Here is a 21,368-nt window from a genome sequence, read left to right on the forward strand (position 1 = left end):
CCGCGTGTCTCAGACAGGTCTCCTGGAACATCGTCCCGCCACTGGCAGGCGCACGGCCAAACTGGGTTGGCTGATTGCGCTTGGTGCCGTGGTGATGGCGGTTCTAGGGCTATATTTTGCTGCCAACAGCAGCACTGCAACCGCCATCGTGGCGGGTGATTTCTCCATCCTCCTGGCCGCGATCCTGGCTGGTCGAAGCTGCGCACACGCCGCACGCCGCGGCGGCGTGAATGCCCGGGCCTGGACCCTGATGTCGGTGGCAGCCTACGTTTGGGCGGCCGGCATGCTCGTCTGGACGTACTTCGGCCTCACCAACAACCACGTCTACCCCTTCCCCTCCCTGGCTGACGCCCTGTTCCTGTCCTATTCCGTGCCGGCCGCCATCGCCCTCTTCAGCTTTAAGCGTCCCGGCGGCACCACCCGGGTGGGGATGGTCCGGACTGCCTTGGACGCCGCTGTGATCGCTGGCTCCGTCCTGGTGGTCAGCTGGTATACGGCGTTGGGCCCGGCCTTCAGCGCGGAAGGCGACTTCCTGACCCGGCTCACGTCCATGGGCTACCCTGTGGTGGACGTGGTCATGACGTCCCTGGTGCTGGTCCTCGGAATGCGCAGGCAGCCCGGTGAGCGCCTGCCGTGGCTGTGTTTCGGCGGCGGCCTGCTGGTCCTCACCATCACGGACAGCATCTATGTGCGGCTGACGTTCGAAGGCGTCGCGGGCGTCACCGGATCACCGCTGGCCTTGGGATGGATTGGCGCCTTCCTCCTGATTGCGCTCGCACCGCTGCTCCCCTATGCCGAGAAACCGCGGCCGGACCGCAAGGCCTTTGCACTGGCCCTGGAGCTGCTGCCCTACGTTCCGATCCTGGTGGCCGTGATCATGGTTGCGGCCCCGCACGTCAGCGAAATGAGCGCCTTCCTGCTGGTGGTGGCAAGAATCACCGTCGCCTGCATCCTGGTCCGCCAGGTCCTGATCATCATAGAAAACCTCACCCTCACCACCGGACTGGAGCAGGAAGTTGCTGCCCGGACGGCGGAGCTCGAGGGACTGGGCGCGATCGTCAAGTCCTCCTCGGACGCCATCTTCAGCACTACGCCGGAGGGCATCATCACCAGCTGGAACCCGGGGGCGGAGCGGCAGTACGGCTACATGGCCGCGGAAGCGCTGGGCCGCGACGCCCGGTTCCTGCTGCCGCCGGACAGCACAGCCGCGGATGATGAAGTGTTCGAGCAGCTTCGCGACAGCGGCGAAGCCATGAGCTTCGAGATCGAGCACCTACGCAAGGACGGGACAGTCATCCCGGTGTCGCTGACCATCTCCCCCATCCGTGAGGCCGGGAACGTGCGCGGGGTCGCCGTTATTGCCAGGGACATCACCCTGCGCCGGGCCGCCGAACAGGAGCTGCAGGCGGCGCGGGAAGCCGCGCTGGAATCAAGCCGGCTCAAATCAGAGTTCCTGGCCACCATGAGCCACGAGATCCGCACACCCATGAACGGCGTGGTGGGACTGACCGCCCTACTCCTTGAGACGCCCCTGGACGAGACACAGAAGCAATATGCCCAAGGCGTCAAGGGTGCCGGTGAAGCGCTGCTTGCCCTCATCAACGACATCCTGGACTTCTCCAAACTGGAGGCCGGCAAGGTGGATTTGGACGTCCGGCCGTTCGATCCCCGCATGCTCGTGGAGGAAGTGGCAGGCCTGCTGACAGAGCCGGCGCAGGCCAAGAACCTGGAACTCATCGCCTACTGCCAAGCCGATGTTCCCGCCAGGCTGAACGGGGATTCCGGGCGGATCCGCCAGATCCTGCTAAACCTCGCTTCCAACGCCGTGAAGTTCACCGCGGCCGGGGAGGTGTCCATCCAGGTGAAGGTGGAGAAGCCTGACACCAAGCCCGGCACCACCGCGATGGTCTGCTTCGAAGTCCGTGATACCGGTATCGGCATTGATCCCGCCCATCATGCGAGGCTGTTCGAGTCCTTCTCGCAGGCGGACGCCTCCACTACCCGCCGCTACGGGGGCACCGGCCTGGGCCTGGCCATCTGCCGTCGGCTGACTGAGGCCATGGGTGGCGAGATCGCGCTGGAAAGCGTGCCCGGGGAAGGCAGCAGGTTCTGGTTCCGGATCCCACTGCCGGTGGCACCGCCGTCGACCGATCCTGTTCCCGCAGCCGGCTTCCTCACGGGGCTGAGGGTGCTGGTGGTGGACGACAACGCCACCAACCGCCTGGTGCTGGAATCCCAGCTCCGCGGCTGGAAGCTCCAGCCGGAAGCGGTTCCCGACGCCAAAGCTGCCCTCGCCCGGGCACGCGAGGCATCAGCCGCGGGGAAGCCGTTCGACCTCGCCGTGCTTGACCTCTGCATGCCGGACACCGATGGCCTGGAGCTCGCCCGCACCATGAAGGCCGACGCCGGCCTGGCTAACATCCAACTGATCATGCTGACCTCTACGATGCAGGTCAACGCAGCGGAGATCGCCGCCGCAGGGGTGCGCGAATGGCTCATGAAGCCGGTACGCAGCTCCGAGTTCTATAACCGCCTGGTACGCCTGATGTCCACCCGGGAACTCGCCGCGGACCCCGCTGCGCCTGCCGGGTCGGTCCCGGAGCAGTCCTCCGCTGAGCTGACCATGGCGGAGGCGCCCTCCCGCGGCCGCATCCTGGTGGTGGAGGACAACGCGGTGAACCAGCTGGTGGCCCGGGCCACCGTGACCAAATTCGGCTATGCCGTGGACGTAGTGGCAGACGGCGCCGAGGCGGTCGCAGCCACCGCCCGAAGCCAGTACGCCGCCATTTTGATGGACTGCCACATGCCGGTCATGGACGGCTTCGAGGCTACCCGGGTCATCAGGGAACGCGAGGGCAAGCGGAGCCGCCTTCCCATCATCGCCATGACTGCCGGCGCCCTCGACGGCGACCGGGAACGCTGTCTGGCTGCGGGCATGGACGATTATCTCTCCAAGCCCGTGGACGCTGCGGAACTGGAGGCCGCGCTGGCCCGTTGGGTACCCGATCTGGCTCCCCAGCTGCTGGCTGTCACGGGCGGCGGACCGCCGTCGGTGGATCCGGACCGGCTGGCCATGCTGCGGGGCCTCGGCCCGGAGGATGGCCTGGGCCTGCTGCCGGCCGCCGCGGCGGCGTTCCGGAAGGACGTTCCGGCCCGGCTCGCAGTGTTGCGGGAGTCCGTGCACAATGGCGGCGGCCTGGCCCTGGCGCAGGCCGCGCACACGTTGAAGGGCGCGGCGGCCAACATTGGAGCAACGGCCGTGGCCAGCCTGTGCGGCCAGCTGGAAGAGATGGGGCGCAACGGAAATCACGACGGCGGCCCGCAACTGGTCAGCAGGCTGGAGGCTGAGCTCGCGCGGGTGAACTTCGAACTCGATCAAGCACTGGAGGTGGCGCAGTGAAAGTCCTGGTGGCAGATGACGACCCGGGCTCGCTCTTAGTGGCCAGGGCCGCCGTCGAACGCTACGGGCATGACTGCCTGGCGGCGGCCGACGGCGACGAGGCGTGGGCGCTGTACCTGGAACACCAGCCGGACGTGGTGGTCACGGACTGGATGATGCCGGGGATGGATGGGCTGGCGCTGTGCCGGGCCATCCGGGCGCGGGACGCGGACCTTTACACCTACGTGGTGCTGCTGACCTCGCAGGGGTCCCGCGACGACGTTCTCGCCGGGCTGGAGGCCGGCGCGGACGACTACGTCACCAAACCCCTGGACCCTTTCGTTCTGCACGCGCGGCTGCTGGTGGCGCTGCGAGTGACTACGCTTCACGCCGACCTGGCCCACTACCGTAAGGTGCTGTCGCAGCAGGCGAGGACGGACCCCCTCACCGGCCTGCACAACCGACTGAAGCTGGCAGAGGACCTGGAGCAGCTGCACGCCCGTAGCCAGCGGTACGCGGAGGTCTACTGCCTGGCCATGTGCGATGTGGACAACTTCAAAAGCTACAACGATATCTACGGGCACCAGGCGGGCGACCTCGCGCTCCGGGCCGTGGCTGCGGCCTTGGTGGGCGCGGCGCGCAAAAGCGACGGCGTCTACCGGTATGGGGGCGAAGAGTTCCTGCTGGTCCTGCCGAACCAGTCGCAGCTGGGCGCCAAGGCTTTTATGGAGCGGGCGCTGGTCAGCGTGCGCGACCTGGAACTGGCCCACTCCGGCGACCCTCGTGGGCAGCTGACGCTGAGCGCCGGCATCGCCGCCTACAGTGCGGATCACCAGGCCGACACCGAGACCCTCCTGGGTGAAGCCGATGCGGCGCTCTATGCGGCCAAGGCGGCCGGGCGGAACCGGGTGGAGCTGGCAGTGTAGGCGCTTTCACCACCAGTCCTGGCTGGCCGCTTTCACCACCAGTCCTGGCTGGCGGCTGGGCTACGCGGCTTTCTTGCGCTGTTTCGACTGGGCCGGCTTCTTGAGCGGCTGGCTCTTGGCCGGGCGGTTCTGCGTTGGCTGGTGGTTCGTTGACTGGTGGTTCGGTGCCGGCTGCTTGGGCACAGGACGGCCCTGCGGTTCGAGGCGGCCCTGCTCACGCTGGACCGGCACAGGCTCGGGCTCGGCTGACGGCACAACGGCAGGCTCCGCTGCAGTTTCCGGCTCATCCGCCAGGTCAACATCATCCTGCACGCCTGCCACAGCCTGCGCGTACTGACGGTTGCGCTGCCAGCGGCGGACCAGGTTGATGGCGGCCAGGACGCCGGCGAGCGGTGTCAGCACTGCGGCCGCGTAGACGAACAGCAGCCATGTCAGGGTAGCCATCGGCGGCTGGTTATTGTTCAGGAGCGAGAGCCCGCCGAACATGGCGATGACCCAAAACAGCACCACTGCCACGAGAACCGCGGCAGCAGGAAAATACTCGTTCTTTACAATCTTCTTCAGGGTTTCCACGCATTTCCTCCTGCCTGGCCGGGGGCTGCGGCGACAGGCCGCATCAACACCAGTATGGGGCTGCCGGAGCGCGGATTCGGGCAACACGCAGGCAGTGGTGACGAACCTAACTCCAGGCCGTCTCGGGGAGCGATTTCCGTGCCAAGGAAGGCTGCCCAAAATGCGTCATTTACGGACGCCTGCGAAGCCGCCGGCCTCGGATCTACGCCGGTGGCGGGTGCCCACTGGGCCTAAAGTTACGCATTCCGGTCGAGCTGCCGGAACAGTAGCCGGTTCCGCGGCCCTTCCCTGCCAAGGAAGCACCGAATACGGTGGATTTGTCCGGCCATGCCGCCGGACCGATACGCACCGTACGCACCCTTCTTGGAGGTCCTCATGCGCAAAGTAACTGCTGGCCTGTTCCACTCCGTTGATGGAGTGGTGTCGGACCCGAACCTCTGGCAGTTCGACAGCTTCGACGAAGACCTGGGCAAGGGCATGACGGAGATGATGGAGCGCGTGGACACCGGAGTCCTGGGCAGGGTGAGCTACCAGGAATGGGCGGGCTACTGGCCCAACGCGACCGTGGACGACGACTTCGCCGGCTTCATCAACCCGATGGAAAAGTTTGTGGCCTCCAGGACTCTGCCTGAGCCGCTGGAGTGGCAGAACTCGCACCTGATCCAGGGCCCGCTGGAAGACTTTGTCGCGGAGCTGAAACAGCGCGACGGCGGCGAGATCGCCGTGTTCGGCAGCATTTCCGTCACGCGTCAGCTGTTGTTCGCAGGGCTGCTGGACGAGCTCACCCTGATGACTCATCCGGTAGTGGCCGGCAGCGGCAGGCGCCTGTTTGAGGACGGCGACCCCGTCACCCGCCTCACCCTGAAGGATGAGTACAGGACCAGCAAAGGCAACGTCATCAGCACGTACAGCCTGCTGGGCGGCTGAGCCACGGTCTTCGAGCGGGCGGCCTACAGGAGTCCTACAGCAGGGACGGCGAGCGCGGGGCCTTCGGTATGCGGGGCACCCAGCAACGCACCGTGTCCCGGTATCGCTCGAAGTCTGCGCCGAAGCGGTCCAGGAGGTCAGCTTCCTCAAGCGGCCGGACAACATAGTTCCATACCAGGGAGCCAACCACCGCGTAGGCGATAACAAGCCACGACTGCAGGATGATGCCAACCGCGGCGCCCTGGACGATGCCTGCGACGGCCATCGGGTTGCGGATCCAGCGATACGGGCCTGCGATCACCAGGCGGTTGGGCATCGCCGCCGGCAGCGGCGTGCCATTTCCCAGGGCCGACATCACCACTGCGGACCAGATGCCCAGGGCGCTGGCGAGTACAAGAACCCCCACGCCCACAGGACCTGCCACTGAGGGAAAGGGGATTGCCACCGCCCAGCGCTGTTCGAAAAACGCGATGCCAAGCGGAATCATCGCCAGGAAAAACCCCCAGAAAAGGACGATTTGACCGAAAGTTGAAAGCACGTGGATTGCCGGGCTGGAGCGAACAGTGGCGGGACGGAATGCGAACGGACCACGGATGATCCACGAGGTCGGTACGCGCCCGCGCAGGATGACGCCGAGCGAGGCCAGCGAAGCTCCGGCGGCGGCACCCATGGTGAGCACGCCCCAACCCGCTTCGGTTGTGACCGTGGCGTAAACCGCCATGGCGATGGCGACGGCACACGTCCAGCCGGCACCCACCACCGCGGCAGCCCGGACGCCTGCTGCGGCCATAGCTGAGGCAATGACGAACAGTGGAATGTCTAAAATGGCCACGGTAATCGGGTCGAGATTTCCGAGGGTCGCTTCACGCACTGCTGGCGACATGAAGACCGCAACCCACCAGCAGGCACCGGCTACCGCCTGGACGCCAAAATAGGCCCGGGCCCACCGAACCAACTCCGTCACCGGTTCAACCCCCACCCATCGTCCTTCGGCTTGCTGGCCTAAGCCTACTGACTTCCAGCCAGCCTTCCGCTGGCTGGTTTTCGGCCGCGGGACGGTTGGCGCGGGCGGACCGGTGCGCAATAGTGGATACATGCCAGCTTCCCCGTCTCAACCCACGGTTCGACGTGCCCTCCTGACCGGGCCGGATTCGAGGCAAGTAGGACGCCTCATTGGGACTTACTTGCGACAAACGGAGCATGAGAAGGCCGTGAACCTGTCGCTTCCGTCGCTGGGGCCGGATGAGGAACTTCCGCCAAACTACCAAGCCGAGGTCGACTGCCCCGAAACGGTATTCAAAACGGCGTTGGTGTACCTGGCGGAGATCGACGCCGAAGCGGTTGGAGTCGCCATCGCCTCAAAGGCCCGCGGTGCCACCGAAATCAAGCGGCTTTGGGCTGACCCGCAGGTACGCGGCCGCGGCATCGGCTCCGCGCTCCTTGATGCTGTCCTGCGGGAGAGCACCGGCGTTGTGCGCCTCTCAGTTTGGGATTGGCGGACACAGGCCGCGCGGCTATACGAATCAAGGGGGTTCGTCACCGTCCCCTCGTGGGACGCACGGCCCGGGCTGGTGTGCATGGAGCGCCGCCCTGAAGCCCTAACCCCTGTTCCGCTCCAATGACTGGCCGATGATCCGGGCGCCTTCGGGAAAGGCGCCCGGGTTCGTTCCCGAGTAGTTGAGGCGGATAAACGGGCCGGCCGGTTCGGCGGGAAACCACTCGTTGCCGCCTGCGATGATCACTCCGGCCGCTTCACAATTGCGGGTCAGGCGTTCGAGGTCGGTCCCGTCGGGAAGCCGTGCCCAGAGGTTCAGGCCACCCTTGGGCACCTGCTCGATGTGTGCCTGCGGCGCGTGCCGGCGCAGGCTGGTGACCAGCAGGTCGCGTCGGGCTTCGAGCTGGTGGCGGAGGCTGCGAAGGTGCGTCTGCCACCCGGGCTGCGTGACGACGTCGAGCGCTGCCGCCTGCAGCAGGCCGCTGACGTACATCGACTCGGCCGCCCGGTCCGCCAGGATGCGCTCTCGCGCCGGGCCGCGGGCGATCACCGCGGCCACACGGATCGACGGAGAAACGCTCTTGGTCAGCGAGCGCAGGTAGACCACATGCCCGGAGTCGTCGCGGGAGGCGATTGGAACCGGGTTGGAGGTGATGCCGAAGTCGTGGGCCCAGTCGTCCTCCACAAGGAATGCGCCCTTCGCGCGCACTACGTCCAGGACCTGTTCGCGCCGTTCGGCTGACCACTGGGCACCAGTGGGATTTGCGTAGTTGGGCTGGGCGTAGAACAGCCGCGCGCCGGTCTCCTCGAAGGCGCGGGCCAATTCCGCGGTGTCCGGACCGTCCGGCCCGCTGGGCACCGGAACCACGCGCACGCCGGCCTGGGCCGCAGCCAGGATGGCACCCCAGTAGGACGGTGATTCCATCAGCAGCGGCTGTCCGCGGCCAGCGAGTGCGCTGAAGATGGAACTCAGCCCACTTTGGCTGCCGGGAAGTACGACGACGTCACTCGGGTTCGGCGGTGTGGTCCCGGCAGGCGTCAAGGCGCCAAGCTCCTGCGCGAACCACGACTGCAGTTCCGGCATACCGGCTGCGGGCGGGCGGGATAGCGCTGCGTCGCCGCGGGCTGCCCTGGCGAGGGCGGCACGGACCAGCCGTTCTGGCAGGAGTTCGCGGTCCGGGTAGCCGGAGTGGAAGGAGATGGCATCGTTGGCCACCGTGCGCATGGTGCTGGAGGCAGGGGGAAGCGGCGCCAGCGGTGACCGGAGGGCCGCGCTCTGCCAGCCGTAGTCGGACGGACGCGCGGTCCGGACCGCCCGCACGAACGTCCCGACGCCGGGCCTACTCTCAATCAGGCCCTGTGCCGTGAGGGTCTGCAGGGCCTTCTGCACTGTGACGGGACTTGCTTGGTACTCGGCCACCAGGGAACGGGTGGATGGCAGTTTCGCACCGGGCGCCGCTGCGGCGATCCATTTTTTCAAGTGCGCCACAATCCGGGAACTGCTATCGTAGTTCATGAGAGACAATAGTAGCGCTACTCAGTCGGGACGCATAGTGCTATCCCCATCACCGCCGACCGGACTCTGGTTGGGCCTGATCGGAGTAGCGGCCTTTTCCTTCACCGTTCCGTTCACCAAGGTCGCCGTCGCCGGCCTGTCCCCGCTGTTCATCGGTTCCGGCCGCGCAGTGGTGGCCGCCCTCCTCGCAGCCTTCGCCCTCGCACTTACCCGGCAGCGGCTCCCCCGAGGCGTGCAATGGGCGCGCCTGGCAGTCGTGGCCGCCGGCGTCGTCGTCGGGTTTCCGCTGCTCACGTCCTTTGCCCTGACAAGCACCCCAGCCAGCCACGGCGCCGTGGTGATCGCCCTGCTCCCCGCCGCGACCGCGACGGCGGCTGTCCTCCGCGGCCGCGAACGTCCGCCGCTGGCATTCTGGCTCATCACCGCCGTCGGAGTCCTCGCCGCCGTCGCCTTCGCCGCCCTGCAGTCCGGCGGCTTCGGACAACTGCACTGGGCTGACGTACTGCTCCTCGGCGCGGTGGTGGCTGCCGCTGTCGGTTATGCCGAAGGCGGTTTGCTGGCCCGTGAGCTCGGTGCGTGGCAAACCGTGTCCTGGGCTTTGGTGCTGGCCTCGCCGCTGATGGTGGCACTGACGGCCGTCTCCGTCTCGCTGCAGCCGCCTTCCGCGACGCCGGTCCAGTGGGCCGCCTTTGCCTACCTCGGCGTGGTGAGCATGTTCCTGGGCTTTTTCGCCTGGTACCGCGGGCTGGCCATCGGCCCCATCGCCCAGGTCAGCCAGGTCCAGCTCATCCAGCCGGTGCTGACCATTTGCTGGGCCGGACTGCTGCTGGGCGAAACCCTGACGTGGGCCACTATGGTGGGCGGCTTTGCCGTCATCCTCTGCGCGGGGGCCGCCGTCCGGGTCCGGCTCAAGCCGCCTGCCGCACAGCCCGATTTCCTCCCCACTCCCCGAACCCTCCAACCTGCAAAGGATTAGCATCATGTACGTTCCTGCCCATTTCGAACCTGGCCCCGAGGCCGTCAAGGACCTGCTCCACCAACCCGGGGCCGCCAACCTGGTCACCATGACCTCGCAGGGCCTGCTGGCTACGCTGATGCCGTTTGTCTACGATGCTGCGGTGGGCGAGCACGGCGCGCTGCAAGGGCATCTGGCCCGGAACAACGCACAGTGGTCTGAGCCTGCCATCGGCGAAGCGCTCATGATCATCCAGGGCGCGGACGCGTACGTTTCGCCTTCCTGGTACGCATCCAAGGCTGAGCACGGCCGCGTGGTGCCCACCTGGAACTACTCCACGGCCCACGTGTACGGCACCCTGGTGGTCCACGAGGATCCGGCATGGCTCGCGGGCCAGGTCAGGCGCCTTACCGGCGTCCATGAGGCCGGCTTTGACCATCCATGGAGCGTGGACGACGCGCCAGAGCGCTACATCGCCGGCCAGTTGCGCGCGATCGTGGGCATCGAGCTGGTGATCTCCAGGGTTGAGGCGAAGGCCAAGCTGAGCCAGAACCGGCCCGACGCCGACATCGACGAGGTGATTAATGGGCTCAGCGCCCGGGGGCAGTCGGAGAGCGCTGCCGACGTCGAGCGGGCCCGTCCGACGCGCCCCTAATCTGGGTGCCCGGCCGCCCAACTAAGTAGCAGTAGATGTCGTTATGGAGCCTCAAAACGACATCTGCTGCTACCTACTTGGGGTGGGCGGCAGGGCGGCGGCGAGGGCAGCGATGTCCCTCGGCGTGGTGCGGCAGCAGCCGCCCAGGATGCGGGCACCGAGCTCCCGCCAGGCACCGGCTCCTGCCGCAAGCCCTGTTGGCACGCCTCCTGCTCCGGAAGCCCCGCCTTCAGCGCCCGATCCGGCGGCCCAGGTCTTCGTGGCGGCGTCATAGGATTCGCCGGAGTTCGGGTACGTGACCAGCGGCTTGGTGCCCGCCTCGCCGAGGGCTCCCAGGGCGGCCGGGACCAGGTGCAGCGGCACGCAGTTCACACCTACGGCCACCACGCGATCATCGGACCCGCAGAGTTCCGCTACCGCAGCCAGCGGTGTGCCGTCACTGATGTGCGCTCCGTCCCGCAGCGAGAAGGAGAACCAGGATTCGACGTCGAACTCCCCCGTCAGTGCCAGCAGCGCCTCTGCTTCGGCAAAGGACGGAAGCGTCTCGCACGCCAGGAAGTCGGCGCCGGCGTCCACCAGCGCCGCGATGCGCGGACGGTGGAAATCCTTAAAGGCTTCGGCATCCAGGACATAGTCCCCGCGGTACTCCGAGCCGTCTGCGAGGTAGGCGCCGTAGGGGCCCACCGACCCGGCCACCAGCAGCGGCCCTGCTTGCGGATTCCGGGCAAGGTGTTCGAGCCGGGCCTCATCGGCCAGGCGGACCGAAAGCCTGACGAGGTCCAGCGCCGCGTCTTCTGAAAGCCCGCGCTGCGAAAACCCGAGCGGCGTGGCCTGGTAGCTGGCGGTCGTTGCCACATTTGCGCCGGCCTCGAAGTAGTCGCGGTGCACATCGCGGATCAGCTGCGGCTGCTCCAAAAGGACTTTGGCCGACCACAGCGGGTCATCCAGGCTGCAGCCGCGCGCCTCCAGCTCGGTGGCAAGGGCGCCGTCGGCCGTGAGGTACGCCCGGGCATCGAGAAGCCGGGATAGCGTGCTATTGCGGGGCATGGCATGAACTCCGGAAGTTTGCGGAAGGGTCCGTTGTTCATCATAAACAATTCAAGATGTATTTAATGATCATGGCGAACTATGACCGGGCTGGCTGACGGCACCTCCGTTAGACTCTGGCCTATGTCGAAATCCTCCAGCATGGGCCGCGGCATGCTGGCCATCCTGGCATTGGGTACACGGCAGGGCGCAGGACTTGCCGGCGGCACTGTGGCAGGGATCGCCGCCGATCTGGACAAAGACCGCAGCCAGGTCTCGCGGAACCTCCGCACCGGTGAGCAGGAGGGATTCCTCAGCCGGACTGGCGAGCGCACGTACACCCTGGATTGGTCCCTCCTGACCGATGCGCAGCAGTTGACCGCCCGGAGGCTGCATACAGACGGTGCCGTGGCTCTGGAGCACTTGGCCCGAGACACCGACGAGGCCTGCTTCCTTGGGGTGCTGCACGGCGCGGGCACGGTGACCATCGGCGAAAGCGTTCCGGCCAGCAGCAACCTGGTGGGCTCGTGGCTGGGCAGGCCCTACCCCGCGTACTGCAGCGACGCCGGGCAGGCTGCACTGTGGGAGTCATCGGACACCGAGGTGCGGACGGTGTTTGCCGGCGTCGACTTTGTGCGGCACGGCCCCAATACCCCGTCCGACGTCGACGACTTCCTTGCGCGGCTGGCCGCGGCGCGCTTGCGGGGTTACTCAGTGGTGGATGAGGAAGCGGAGCCGGGACTCTATTCGCTGGCCGTGCCCGTCCGGGACTTCAAGGGCGAGGTGGCGGCAGCGCTGCAGATCGTCGGCACTAAAGCCCGTCTGGAACCGCGGCGGACTGAGTGCGCCGCGGCTTTGGTGGCACAGGGAACATGGCTTGAGGCCAGGCTGGGGTACCGGCAGCCGCGAAGCAGCCGGGCCTAGGCGGATCCAGGACTAGCTGGCAGCAAAGGAACCCAGCCGCTCCGCTGCCCCACGCAGAACGGTGGCAACTCCCGCGGCATCCAGTCCCATTTGGGCACGGCTTCCCAGCACGCTGAGCGAGGCGAGGATGGCGCCGTCGGTCTTCCGCACAGGGACGGCGACTTCCACAATGTCGTGCTCAAATTCCTCGTCGGAAGTGACGTAGCCCCTGGGGACGTCGCGGGCCATCAGGTCCCACACTTCATCAATGGAATGTGCGGCGCCGGGGCCACCCACCCCGATGAAGTTCACCTCGTGCAGCAACTGGTCCAGGGCGGACTTGTCGTGGTCCCAGAGCAAGGCCCGCCCGGCACCAGTACACCACACCGGCGTCACCATCCCCGGCGCTACGAAGCTGCCCAGTCCGGCGTCGTTGCTGGAAGTGCGCAACAGGATCGCCCGGAAGCCGTCCCGAATAGAGAGCCGTGCCCGCAACCCCAGGGCGGAAACCAGCGACTCCAGTTCTGGCTTCGCTTCACGTACCCAGCCGGTGTTGAGCGAAGCGGCCAGGCTGAAGAACCGCGGCCCGGTCAGGAACGGTCCCCGGTCCGCCCGCTCCAGCAGGCCCAGATCGCACAGCTCCTGCGCGAGCCGGGACACGCGGCCCTGGTCCATGTCCAGTTCCGCCGCCAGCTGGGATACGCCGGGCTGCTGCCGGCCGCGTTTTTCCCGGTCAACCACCAGCCGGAGAATGCGGAGCCCCTGCGCCAACGATGACGCCTCTGCGGACGAATCCACGCCTGTTACCCCTTACTGCCGGTGCCCGCACTATTGTTCCACGGCAATCCCCGGCGGTCGCGGAGGCGACGTGCGCTGGTTACGGAACTGCCGACGTCGTACGTTCACTTCCGGGCCCCTGATATCCGGGGCTGCCTACATGACCCAGCCCAAAATAGTCCCCTCATCATGGAACCGGCGCCGGCGACCGGACACTATGAGGTATGGGCGATCCATCGGATGTCTCGGATGAGGTTTTGTGGTGCCAGGTGCTCAACGGTGATGGCGACGCCTTCGGGATACTTTTTGACCGCCACCATGACCGGGTCTGGCGTCACGCGACAAAAGTGCTGGGCCAGCCGCATGTGGCTGAGGACGTCACTGCCGTGGTCTTCTACGAAGCATGGCGACGGCGGGCCAGCATCCGCATGGTGAATGACTCAATACTGCCCTGGCTCCTGGTGACGACAAACAACACCCTTCGCAACCATGTCCGCCAGCAACGCCGCTACAGGCACTTCCTCAGCCAGCTTCCCCCGCCCGCGGATGAATCCGACATCGCCGAGAGTATCGCCGAAGCCGACGAGTCCACCTTCAAAACTACTGTGCTGAGGGAGGCCTTCACCCGGCTGAGGCCACCGGAGCGGGACGTGCTCACCCTTTGCATCATTGAAGGCCTTGGAGCCAGGGCCGCTGGCGCCGCCCTGGGCATCGCGGACGGAACGGTGAAGTCACGACTCCACCGGGCAAAGTCCCGGCTGGGGACCCTTTACAGCCAGATAGTGCAGGAACACGAGCCTGATGCCCAGGCAATCCTTGGACGGAGAACACCATGAACACTTCCCAGTTCCAGTCCGACCGGCGTGAAGCCCTGCGCAGGCAGCTCGTCGAGCTCCCCGGTCTCGCCGTGGTCGTCCCGCCGGCCCGTCCCCGCCCGACGCGACGGATCCTGGTCACGGCGGCGGCAGCCCTCGCCGGTGCGCTCGTGGTAGGGCAGATCAGCGTCACCGCCCAAAGCGCGCACGCAGCAGGCGTCCTGCGGGCCGTAGCGGACCAGTCCATGACCTTCGTCGATCCTGTGCCGGGGCCGGGGCAGTACCTGCTGGTGCACACGCACGCCAACTGGTCCGTCACCGGAATCGACGAGGCAGGAAACATGAATCACGGCATGAACGCCCAGACCATCGACGTCTACCGTCCGGCAAACCCCGACGACGACTGGGTCCTCAGGCGCGACTGGGGCGACGGACACCCGGTGCCCATGGAAATTGAGGTCATCCGGGCGAAGGACGGACATTTCTATGGCGGCCCTTGGACGCTGATGCCAGACGACGAGCTGGCTGCCCTGCCGAGGGACGGGCAGGCCTTGTATGACCACTTCAACTCCAGCTATCAGGGCGGATCAGCCTCACGGGATGAGAACAACTTCGTCCGGATCACCGACATCCTCAGGATGGGGCTCATTCCTGCGGACCTGCGTGCTGGGCTCTACCAGGCGCTGGCCCTGATCCCCGGAGTCACCGCCAGCGAGCAGGCCAACTTCGATGGCAAGGTTGGCGTGGCGATCGGGCGGACGGAGCCCCTTCGCGCCGGACAACGGGCAGAAATGATCATCGACCCCGCGAACGGGCTGGTCATCGGCGAACGGACCATCATGACCTACGCTGCCTTTGGCTTCGGGTCCAATGAGGTGACCGGACACACCGCCATCGACTACCGAATCGTGGATTCAGCTCCCCAGTGAGGGCCTGACCGGCGTTTGGCGGCCGTGCCGGAAGTAGAAGTAGCCGTAGCAGGCCGCGACAAACGGGACGCCGAAATAGAGTGCGGCCACCTGGTTGGGGTCCAGCGCGATGCCCACCAGCGAGATGACGCACAGCGTGAACGCCAGGATGGGCACCACGGGGAACCACGGAGCCTTATAGTCGAGGGCCGCAATGTCTCCGCCGTTCCGCACAAAAGCGCGCCGGTGGAAGAAGTGCGAGGCGGTAATTGACATCCATACGCCCACCACAGCGAAGCCGGCTACGGAGACCAACACCAGGTACACCGTTTCCGGGGCCACCACGCTGCTGACCAGCGAGGCGATGCCGCCCACCATGCTCACCGAGAGTGCGATCAGCGGGATGCCGCGGCGGGTCAGCTTCTTCAGGGCCCGGGGTGCGTGCCCCTCGTCCGCCAGGGAGTAGAGCATCCTGGCACAGGAGAAGAGGCCGCTGTTACCGGCGGACAGGAGCGCGGTGATGATCACAAAGTTCATGATGTCGGCGGCGAACGGGATCCCGACGGCGGAGAAGACCGTAACGAACGGGCTCTCGTCCAGCCCCACTTCGGTGTACGGGATGGTGGCGGCGATGACAGCTATGGCCCCGACGAAGAAGATCAGCAGGCGTATCACGGTGGTGCGCATGGCTTTGGGGATGCTTGTGGCGGGGTCCTTGGTTTCGCCGGCCGCCACGCCGATGAGCTCGGAGCCGGAGAAGGCGTAGAACACGGCGAGCACGGTGACCAGTACGCCGGTGAAGCCGTTGGGGAACAGTCCGCCCTCAGTGGCGAAGTTCTCGAACAGACTGGGGTGGCTGCCGCCGTCGCTGAGTGGGCGGAAACCGAACAGCGCGGCGCCGCCGAGGACGATGAGGCCAATGATGGCGCCTACCTTGACGATGGCGAACCAGAACTCGGACTCGCCGAAGAACTTGGAGGACACAGCGTTGAAGCCGAACAGCACGGCGGCGAACACCAGGCACCAGACCCACACGTCAACGTCCGGGAACCAGCGTTGCATGAGGAGCCCGGACGCAGTGAACTCGGAGCCGATGGCCACGGCCCAGCAGAGCCAGTACAGCCACGCCGTGGCGAAGCCGGTGGCTGGGCCGATGGAGCGCGCGGCGTAGATGTGGAATGCCCCGGAGACCGGATACGCGATGGCCAGCTCCCCCAGGCAGGCCATCACGAGGTACACCACAAACGCGCCCACCAGGTAGGCGAGCACCGCGCCCAGCGGACCGGCCTGGGAGATGGTGTACCCCGAGCTGAGGAACAGGCCGGAGCCGATAACGCCGCCCATCGCGATCATCACCAGGTGCCGGGAGCCCATGGATCTGCGGAGTCCGGGTTGAACAGGTGCCAGCCCGGTCGGCGTCGTAGCGTCCAGCGTGAGGGGTGATGGGGATTCCACGATCGTCTCCAGGAGGGGTGGTCAGCAGGTGTGCGGCAGATGCGCGCACTCCAGTCCCGTCCCGGGTAACGAAGATATGCACGTCAACAGAGAGAAATTAGCACAATCACCGAATTACGATCGTTAAAATCATGCGAACTTGTTCATATTGCACACTTGTTACCTCGGGTGACCCGCCCCCCTGGAGATCTAGGGTGCCACCAACGCTTCGCTGGCCTCCCACAGCCCCTGCGCCAGCCCGGCGTCGTACGCCTGCGGGTTGGCCTTGGCCAGTGCGCGCTTGGCATAGTAGGCGCCGGAGACCCAGTCAGTGCCCGCGGTGCCGTTGATGAGCCACAGCATGGTGTCGGCACCCTGGTCCGGACTGAGCATAAAGCGGTTGAGCAGGGTCTTGTAGGCGTGCCGCCACGGGCTGGAGGAGTCTGCCGCGAAGTTGGTGCGGACCACGCCCGGGTGGAATGCCGCCGTCGTGATTCCCTGCTCGCCGAACCGGCGGTGCAGTTCTGAAGTGAAGAGGATGTTGGCGAGCTTGGCGGTGCCGTAGGCACGGTGCGTGGAGTAGCTGTGCTCGGCGTTGAGGTCGAAGAGGTCCAGTTTGCCGAAGTTGTTGGCGCCGCTGGCGGTGTTGATGACCTTGGCGTTGCTGGCGGTGAGGACGTCCATGAGCTCGGTGGTGAGCAGGAACGGTGCCAGGTGATTGATCTGGAAGGTGGATTCGTTGCCGTCCACCGTGAGCTGGTGCCCGCTCCGGATGCCGCCGGCATTGTTGGCCAGGACGTCGATCCGGTCGTAATCGTCCCTGAGCTGCGCGGCGAGGGTGCGGACCTGGGCGAGTTCGGCGAAGTCGGTGACGAAGTAGTCCGCGTTCAGTTCCTTCGCGAGGGCCTGGGTCTTTTCCTCGGAACGGCCGACGACGACAACCCGGTCCCCTGCCTCCGCCAGCGTCCGCGCGGCTGCTGCGCCGATGCCGTCGCTGGCGCCTGTGATCACGATGGTGCGTTGGGTCAAGGGGTGTCCTTTGATCGGGATTCAGCGCTCGGGTAGAACACGCTGCCTCTGGGCACAACGACGGCGGGCCGGCCGGTGTTCCCCCTGCCCCCCAAGCCCCCCCAACTAAGTAGCAGCAGATGTCGTTTTGAGGGCTCAAAACGACATCTGCTGCTACTTAGTTGGGCTGGGGCAGGCGGAAGTTAGCCAGCCACCCCCGCGAGGAAGAACAGGGCCGCCGCGATGGCGAAGCCCATCACACCGATCAGGGTTTCCATCACGGTCCAGGTCTTCAGCGTGGTTTTGACGTCCATGCCGAAGAATCGGCCCACCAGCCAGAAGCCGGAGTCGTTGACGTGGGAGACAACCACGGAGCCAGCGGCCACGGCGATGACCAGCGCGGCAACCTGCATACCGGTCAGGCCGGCCAGTGCCACGGCCGGGGCGATCAGGCCTGCGGTGGTGGTCAGTGCCACGGTGGCCGAGCCCTGGGCGATGCGCAGGATGGCGGAGATCAGGAAGCCGGCCAGAATCAGCGGGATGCCCAGGTTGCCCAGCACGTCCGCCAGGGCCGCGCCGATGCCCGATGTGCGCAGGACGCCGCCGAACATGCCGCCGGCGCCGGTGATCAGGATGACCGAGCAGACCGGGCCGAGTGAGGATTCGAGCAACTTCTCGATGGCGCCGGCATCCTTGCCGCGGCGGGCGCCCAGGACAAACACAGCCACGAGCACGGCGATCAGCAGGGCCACCGGGGTTTCGCCGATGGTGCGCAGGATCTGGAACCACTGCTCGTTCTTGACGCCTTCGGACAGCGCGCCCGAGGAGGCCAGGGTGTTCAGCCCGGTGTTGAGGAAGATCAGGACGAGCGGCAGCAGCAGCAGGCCAACGATGGTGCGGAAACGCGGTGGGTGGGACTCGGCTTCAGCGGTGGCGTGGCCGAGGATTTCCGGAACGGGCAGGACCAGCTTCTTGCCGGTCCAGAGGCCGAACAGGTAGGCGGTGACGTACCAGGTGGGGATGGCGGTGATAAGGCCGGCGATCATGACCAGGCCGATGTTGGCATCGAAGAAGGCTGCGGCGGAAACCGGGCCCGGGTGCGGCGGCAGGAAGATGTGCATCACGGAGAACGCGCCGGCAGCCGGGAGGCCGTAGCGCAGCACTCCCCCGCCCAGGCGGTGGGCGACGGCGAAGACGACGGGCAGCATGACTACCAGGCCGGCGTCGAAGAAGATGGGGAAGCCGAAGATCAGCGATGCGAGGCCCAGGGCGAACGGGGCCCGCTTCTCGCCGAAGACACCAATCAGGTACTCGGCAAGGACTTTCGCTCCGCCGGACGTTTCAACGATGCGGCCGAGCATTGCGCCGAGGCCGACGAGGAGCGCCACGGTGCCCAGGGTGGTGCCGAACCCGTTGATCAATACCGGTACCACCTGGTTGGCGGGGATTCCGGTGGCAAATGCTGTGGCGAGGCTGATCACGATCAGGGCGACGAGCGCGTGCATCCGCAGCTTGATGATCAGGAACAGCAGCACAACAATCGCTGCCGCGGCGATGAGCAGCAGGGGGCCTGCGCCCAGCGTTTGGGTCCATCCTTCGATGACCATGGTTCTCCTTTGAAACAGAATTTATGGGGGGAAATCGGGGGTCCGGCGAGCCCAAGGGCTCAAGGACCGATCAAAATTGAGGGGGTCAGCTAGCCGCCGGCTGTGCGGGCAGCTTGAGCGCTGCGATCACGGCGGCGACGATCTCCTCCGGGGAGAGGGAGATGTCCAGCCGGAGGCTGCCGGCGGCGAGTTCGCCGTCGGTCAGCGGTTCCAGGGTGGCCAACTGGCTGGGCAGGAGCGTGGGCGGCATGAAGTGGCCTTCGCGGCCCTGCATGCGCTGGCCGATCAGGTCGGCCCCGCCGTGCAGGTGCAGGAACAGGACCCGGCCCTGCGCATCGGAGAGCAGCCGTCGGTAGCTCTGTTTGAGCGCTGAGCAGGTGAGCACGGTGCTTTTCCTGGCGGTGGCCTGGGTGGTCATCCAGTTCTGGATCTCCCGCAGCCAGGGCCAGCGGTCCTCGTCCTGCAGCGGAATGCCCTGGGTCATCTTGTCGATGTTGGACTGCGGGTGGAACTCGTCCGCTTCGGCACATGCCCAGCCAAGCTGCCGGGAAAGAGCTGCCGCAATGGTGGACTTGCCGGAACCGGCAACGCCCATTACCACCAGGTGCGTGGCTGGATACTGCATGTTTTACCTCCGAAGAAGACGCCGTTGGCTTAGTGAAGAAAGCTCGTTGCACATCTCACAGTGAGGTGCGCTGGAGATAAGGTATCACCATTTCGGCCCACAGATACTATCTTTTGGTGTCACAAGTCATACCTTTACGACTTTCTCGGTACGATTGCAGGGCGCGCAGGCGCAGAGGAAGGTAGGCCAGATGTCGACGGCGACACCACAGGACGCGGAAACCGCGGACGACGGCGGGGCCTCCCCCGCGATGCATGAACGCGTTCTGGAGGCGGTTGGCATAGCCATCGCGTCCGGGAGCCTTCCGCCCGGAAGCCGGCTCACGCTGGACTTGCTCCAGCAGGAGTACGGGATCTCCCGCACCGTGGCCCGCGACACGATGAAGGTCCTCGAATCCATGAACCTCGTGTATTCCCGCCGCCGGGTGGGCATCGTGGTGCAGGAGCGCGCACTGTGGAACGTCTACGACCCCAAGCTGGTGCGCTGGCGCCTCGCCTCGGACAACAGTGCCGAGCAGTACAGCAGCCTCACGGAGCTGCGCATCGCCGTCGAACCCATTGCCGCGGCGGGGGCCGCGCGCCGGGCGAGCGCCGCCGAGCGCGCCAAGCTGCTTTCGTTGGCGGGCGACCTTCGCCGGCTAGGTGAGGCCGGCGATCTTGAGGGCTTCCTGGCCGCGGACATCGAGTTCCATCGGATGCTGCTCCATAGCTGCGGCAACGAGATGTTCACGGCGCTGGAAGGCATGGTGGCCGAGGTCTTGACCAGCCGAACCAAGCAGGGGCTCATGCCGTTCAAGCCGCGGAACGAAGCGCTGCAGGCGCATGAGGATGTGGCTGCCGCGGTGGCCGGTGGGGACGCCGTCACCGCTGAGTCCGCCATGCACCACATCCTGGACGAGGTCCGGAACGCGATGGGCCTGCACTAGCCTCTCCTCTTCCCGGAGGCCGTGTTCCTGAGTAGCCTGCAATTAGGGACTCAAACTAGGGACCCTGTCGCGCCATACAGGAATTCTGTGAGGTGGAAAATGGCCATCGCCGGACATTCACAAAGGACAGCCGCTTCCGTGCCCGCAGCAGTACCGCGGCGCAAAGGCAGCATGGTGGTCAGATGGATCACGTCCACAGACCACAAGATCATCGGGTATATGTACCTGATCGCCTCGTTTGTGTTCTTCATGATGGCCGGGGTGATGGCCCTGCTCATCCGGGCCGAGCTGTTCGAGCCCGGCATGCAGATCCTGCAGACCAAGGAGCAGTACAACCAGCTGTTCACCATGCACGGCACCATGATGCTGCTGATGTTCGCCACCCCGCTGTTCGCCGGCTTCGCCAACGTCATCATGCCCCTGCAGATTGGTGCACCTGACGTCGCGTTCCCGCGGCTGAACGCACTGGCTTTCTGGTTCTTCCTCTTCGGCTCCACTATCGCCGTCGCAGGCTTCATCACCCCGCAGGGCGCGGCGGCGTTCGGCTGGTTCGCCTACGCACCGTTGAACAACACCACGTTCACGCCGGGCGTGGGAGGCGACCTGTGGGTCTTTGGCCTTGCGCTGTCCGGTTTCGGCACCATCCTCGGTGCCGTCAACTTCATCACCACCATCATCTGCATGCGTGCCCCGGGCCTGACCATGTGGCGGATGCCGATCTTCACCTGGAACACGCTGGTCACGGCAATCCTGGTGATCATGGCCTTTCCGCCGCTCGCCGCAGCACTGTTCGCCCTCGGTGCGGACCGCAAATTCGGTGCCCACATCTACGACCCGGAGAACGGCGGCGCCGTCCTGTGGCAGCACCTCTTCTGGTTCTTCGGCCACCCCGAGGTGTACATCATCGCCCTGCC

The 21,368-nt window shown here is 66.1% G+C and carries 20 protein-coding genes; 11 read left to right on the forward strand and 9 right to left on the reverse strand.

The window, feature by feature from the left end; all coding sequences use genetic code 11:
• Positions 1 to 4 precede the first annotated feature (4 nt).
• Both V9L18_RS08375 and V9L18_RS08380 read left to right on the forward strand, forming a co-directional pair.
• Positions 5 to 3,400, forward strand: coding sequence for a response regulator (locus V9L18_RS08375; protein ID WP_337346725.1), 3,396 nt, complete (start codon positions 5 to 7; stop codon positions 3,398 to 3,400).
• Complete coding sequence (locus tag V9L18_RS08380; RefSeq protein WP_337346726.1) at positions 3,397 to 4,305, forward strand: GGDEF domain-containing response regulator; 909 nt, start codon at positions 3,397 to 3,399, stop codon at positions 4,303 to 4,305. Before V9L18_RS08375 ends, V9L18_RS08380 begins: the two co-directional genes overlap by 4 nt.
• Before the next feature lie 60 nt (positions 4,306 to 4,365).
• On the opposite strand, the gene V9L18_RS08385 is transcribed toward V9L18_RS08380, so the two are convergent.
• Positions 4,366 to 4,878, reverse strand: a complete 513-nt coding sequence (locus tag V9L18_RS08385; protein ID WP_337346727.1) for a hypothetical protein — start codon at positions 4,876 to 4,878, stop codon at positions 4,366 to 4,368.
• Positions 4,879 to 5,253: 375 nt separating this feature from the next.
• On the opposite strand from V9L18_RS08385, the gene V9L18_RS08390 reads away from it, so the two are divergent.
• On the forward strand, positions 5,254 to 5,805 hold the full coding sequence (locus V9L18_RS08390; RefSeq protein ID WP_337346728.1) for a dihydrofolate reductase family protein: 552 nt from the start codon (positions 5,254 to 5,256) through the stop codon (positions 5,803 to 5,805).
• Positions 5,806 to 5,839: 34 nt separating this feature from the next.
• On the opposite strand, the gene V9L18_RS08395 is transcribed toward V9L18_RS08390, so the two are convergent.
• Positions 5,840 to 6,784, reverse strand: a complete 945-nt coding sequence (locus V9L18_RS08395) for a methyltransferase family protein (RefSeq protein ID WP_337346729.1) — start codon at positions 6,782 to 6,784, stop codon at positions 5,840 to 5,842.
• 232 nt (positions 6,785 to 7,016) lie between these two features.
• Here V9L18_RS08395 and V9L18_RS08400 point away from each other — a divergent pair, with 232 nt between their 5' ends.
• Positions 7,017 to 7,427 (forward strand): GNAT family N-acetyltransferase, encoded by a 411-nt coding sequence (locus V9L18_RS08400; protein WP_337346730.1) that lies wholly within the window; start codon positions 7,017 to 7,019, stop codon positions 7,425 to 7,427.
• Here V9L18_RS08400 and V9L18_RS08405 read toward each other — a convergent pair.
• A complete protein-coding gene (locus V9L18_RS08405; protein WP_337346731.1) occupies positions 7,404 to 8,816 on the reverse strand; it encodes an aminotransferase-like domain-containing protein in 1,413 nt (470 codons plus the stop codon). The two genes, V9L18_RS08400 and V9L18_RS08405, sit on opposite strands and share 24 nt — an antisense overlap.
• Here V9L18_RS08405 and V9L18_RS08410 point away from each other — a divergent pair.
• Positions 8,815 to 9,792, forward strand: coding sequence for a DMT family transporter (locus V9L18_RS08410; RefSeq protein WP_337346732.1), 978 nt, complete (start codon positions 8,815 to 8,817; stop codon positions 9,790 to 9,792). The two genes, V9L18_RS08405 and V9L18_RS08410, sit on opposite strands and share 2 nt — an antisense overlap.
• A 4-nt stretch (positions 9,793 to 9,796) precedes the next feature.
• The gene (locus V9L18_RS08415; RefSeq protein WP_337346733.1) at positions 9,797 to 10,426 is read left to right on the forward strand and encodes an FMN-binding negative transcriptional regulator; all 630 of its coding nucleotides are present in this window, start codon (positions 9,797 to 9,799) and stop codon (positions 10,424 to 10,426) included.
• A gap of 69 nt (positions 10,427 to 10,495) precedes the next feature.
• Here the strand turns inward: V9L18_RS08415 and mmuM are convergent, their stop codons facing one another.
• A complete protein-coding gene (mmuM, locus tag V9L18_RS08420; RefSeq protein WP_337346734.1) occupies positions 10,496 to 11,473 on the reverse strand; it encodes a homocysteine S-methyltransferase in 978 nt (325 codons plus the stop codon).
• A 123-nt stretch (positions 11,474 to 11,596) separates the two neighbouring features.
• Between mmuM and V9L18_RS08425 the strand changes: the two genes are divergently transcribed.
• Complete coding sequence (locus V9L18_RS08425) at positions 11,597 to 12,376, forward strand: IclR family transcriptional regulator (protein WP_337346735.1); 780 nt, start codon at positions 11,597 to 11,599, stop codon at positions 12,374 to 12,376.
• Between the two features lie 12 nt (positions 12,377 to 12,388).
• Here the strand turns inward: V9L18_RS08425 and V9L18_RS08430 are convergent, their stop codons facing one another.
• Positions 12,389 to 13,153, reverse strand: a complete 765-nt coding sequence (locus tag V9L18_RS08430; RefSeq protein ID WP_337346736.1) for an IclR family transcriptional regulator — start codon at positions 13,151 to 13,153, stop codon at positions 12,389 to 12,391.
• A gap of 203 nt (positions 13,154 to 13,356) precedes the next feature.
• On the opposite strand from V9L18_RS08430, the gene V9L18_RS08435 reads away from it, so the two are divergent.
• Complete coding sequence (locus V9L18_RS08435; RefSeq protein WP_337346737.1) at positions 13,357 to 13,968, forward strand: RNA polymerase sigma factor; 612 nt, start codon at positions 13,357 to 13,359, stop codon at positions 13,966 to 13,968.
• Positions 13,965 to 14,876, forward strand: a complete 912-nt coding sequence (locus tag V9L18_RS08440; protein WP_337346738.1) for a CU044_5270 family protein — start codon at positions 13,965 to 13,967, stop codon at positions 14,874 to 14,876. The genes V9L18_RS08435 and V9L18_RS08440 overlap by 4 nt, the downstream gene beginning before the upstream one ends.
• Here the strand turns inward: V9L18_RS08440 and V9L18_RS08445 are convergent.
• The 4 genes from V9L18_RS08445 to V9L18_RS08460 form a co-directional block, all read right to left on the reverse strand.
• Complete coding sequence (locus tag V9L18_RS08445) at positions 14,862 to 16,310, reverse strand: amino acid permease (protein WP_443197937.1); 1,449 nt, start codon at positions 16,308 to 16,310, stop codon at positions 14,862 to 14,864. The genes V9L18_RS08440 and V9L18_RS08445 overlap by 15 nt on opposite strands.
• 189 nt (positions 16,311 to 16,499) lie before the next feature.
• Positions 16,500 to 17,318 carry an SDR family NAD(P)-dependent oxidoreductase gene (locus tag V9L18_RS08450; RefSeq protein ID WP_337346739.1) on the reverse strand — a complete coding sequence of 273 codons (819 nt, stop codon included), beginning with the start codon at positions 17,316 to 17,318 and terminating at the stop codon, positions 16,500 to 16,502.
• 182 nt (positions 17,319 to 17,500) lie between these two features.
• Positions 17,501 to 18,904 (reverse strand): GntP family permease, encoded by a 1,404-nt coding sequence (locus V9L18_RS08455; protein WP_337346740.1) that lies wholly within the window; start codon positions 18,902 to 18,904, stop codon positions 17,501 to 17,503.
• An 85-nt stretch (positions 18,905 to 18,989) separates the two neighbouring features.
• Positions 18,990 to 19,529 carry a gluconokinase gene (locus tag V9L18_RS08460; RefSeq protein WP_337346741.1) on the reverse strand — a complete coding sequence of 180 codons (540 nt, stop codon included), beginning with the start codon at positions 19,527 to 19,529 and terminating at the stop codon, positions 18,990 to 18,992.
• Between the two features lie 190 nt (positions 19,530 to 19,719).
• On the opposite strand from V9L18_RS08460, the gene V9L18_RS08465 reads away from it, so the two are divergent.
• Complete coding sequence (locus tag V9L18_RS08465) at positions 19,720 to 20,454, forward strand: FadR/GntR family transcriptional regulator (protein WP_337346742.1); 735 nt, start codon at positions 19,720 to 19,722, stop codon at positions 20,452 to 20,454.
• Positions 20,455 to 20,553: 99 nt separating this feature from the next.
• On the forward strand, positions 20,554 to 21,368 hold an 815-nt coding region (locus tag V9L18_RS08470; RefSeq protein WP_337346755.1), incomplete at its 3' end, for a cytochrome c oxidase subunit I.

It is taken from the genome of Pseudarthrobacter sp. CCNWLW217, from assembly GCF_037203985.1.
Taxonomy (GTDB): Bacteria; Actinomycetota; Actinomycetes; order Actinomycetales; family Micrococcaceae; genus Arthrobacter.

Excerpts from the sequence above, each read along its gene's own strand:
- V9L18_RS08440 (WP_337346738.1), top strand. The coding sequence starts at position 13,965 with ATGAACACTTCCCAGTTCCAGTCCGACCGGCGTGAAGCCCTGCGCAGG.
- V9L18_RS08465 (WP_337346742.1), top strand. The coding sequence starts at position 19,720 with ATGTCGACGGCGACACCACAGGACGCGGAAACCGCGGACGACGGCGGG.
- V9L18_RS08410 (WP_337346732.1), top strand. The coding sequence starts at position 8,815 with ATGAGAGACAATAGTAGCGCTACTCAGTCGGGACGCATAGTGCTATCC.
- V9L18_RS08435 (WP_337346737.1), top strand. The coding sequence starts at position 13,357 with ATGGGCGATCCATCGGATGTCTCGGATGAGGTTTTGTGGTGCCAGGTG.
- V9L18_RS08390 (WP_337346728.1), top strand. The coding sequence starts at position 5,254 with ATGCGCAAAGTAACTGCTGGCCTGTTCCACTCCGTTGATGGAGTGGTG.
- V9L18_RS08455 (WP_337346740.1), bottom strand. The coding sequence starts at position 18,904 with ATGGTCATCGAAGGATGGACCCAAACGCTGGGCGCAGGCCCCCTGCTG.
- V9L18_RS08415 (WP_337346733.1), top strand. The coding sequence starts at position 9,797 with ATGTACGTTCCTGCCCATTTCGAACCTGGCCCCGAGGCCGTCAAGGAC.
- V9L18_RS08460 (WP_337346741.1), bottom strand. The coding sequence starts at position 19,529 with ATGCAGTATCCAGCCACGCACCTGGTGGTAATGGGCGTTGCCGGTTCC.
- mmuM (WP_337346734.1), bottom strand. The coding sequence starts at position 11,473 with ATGCCCCGCAATAGCACGCTATCCCGGCTTCTCGATGCCCGGGCGTAC.
- V9L18_RS08405 (WP_337346731.1), bottom strand. The coding sequence starts at position 8,816 with ATGAACTACGATAGCAGTTCCCGGATTGTGGCGCACTTGAAAAAATGG.
- V9L18_RS08425 (WP_337346735.1), top strand. The coding sequence starts at position 11,597 with ATGTCGAAATCCTCCAGCATGGGCCGCGGCATGCTGGCCATCCTGGCA.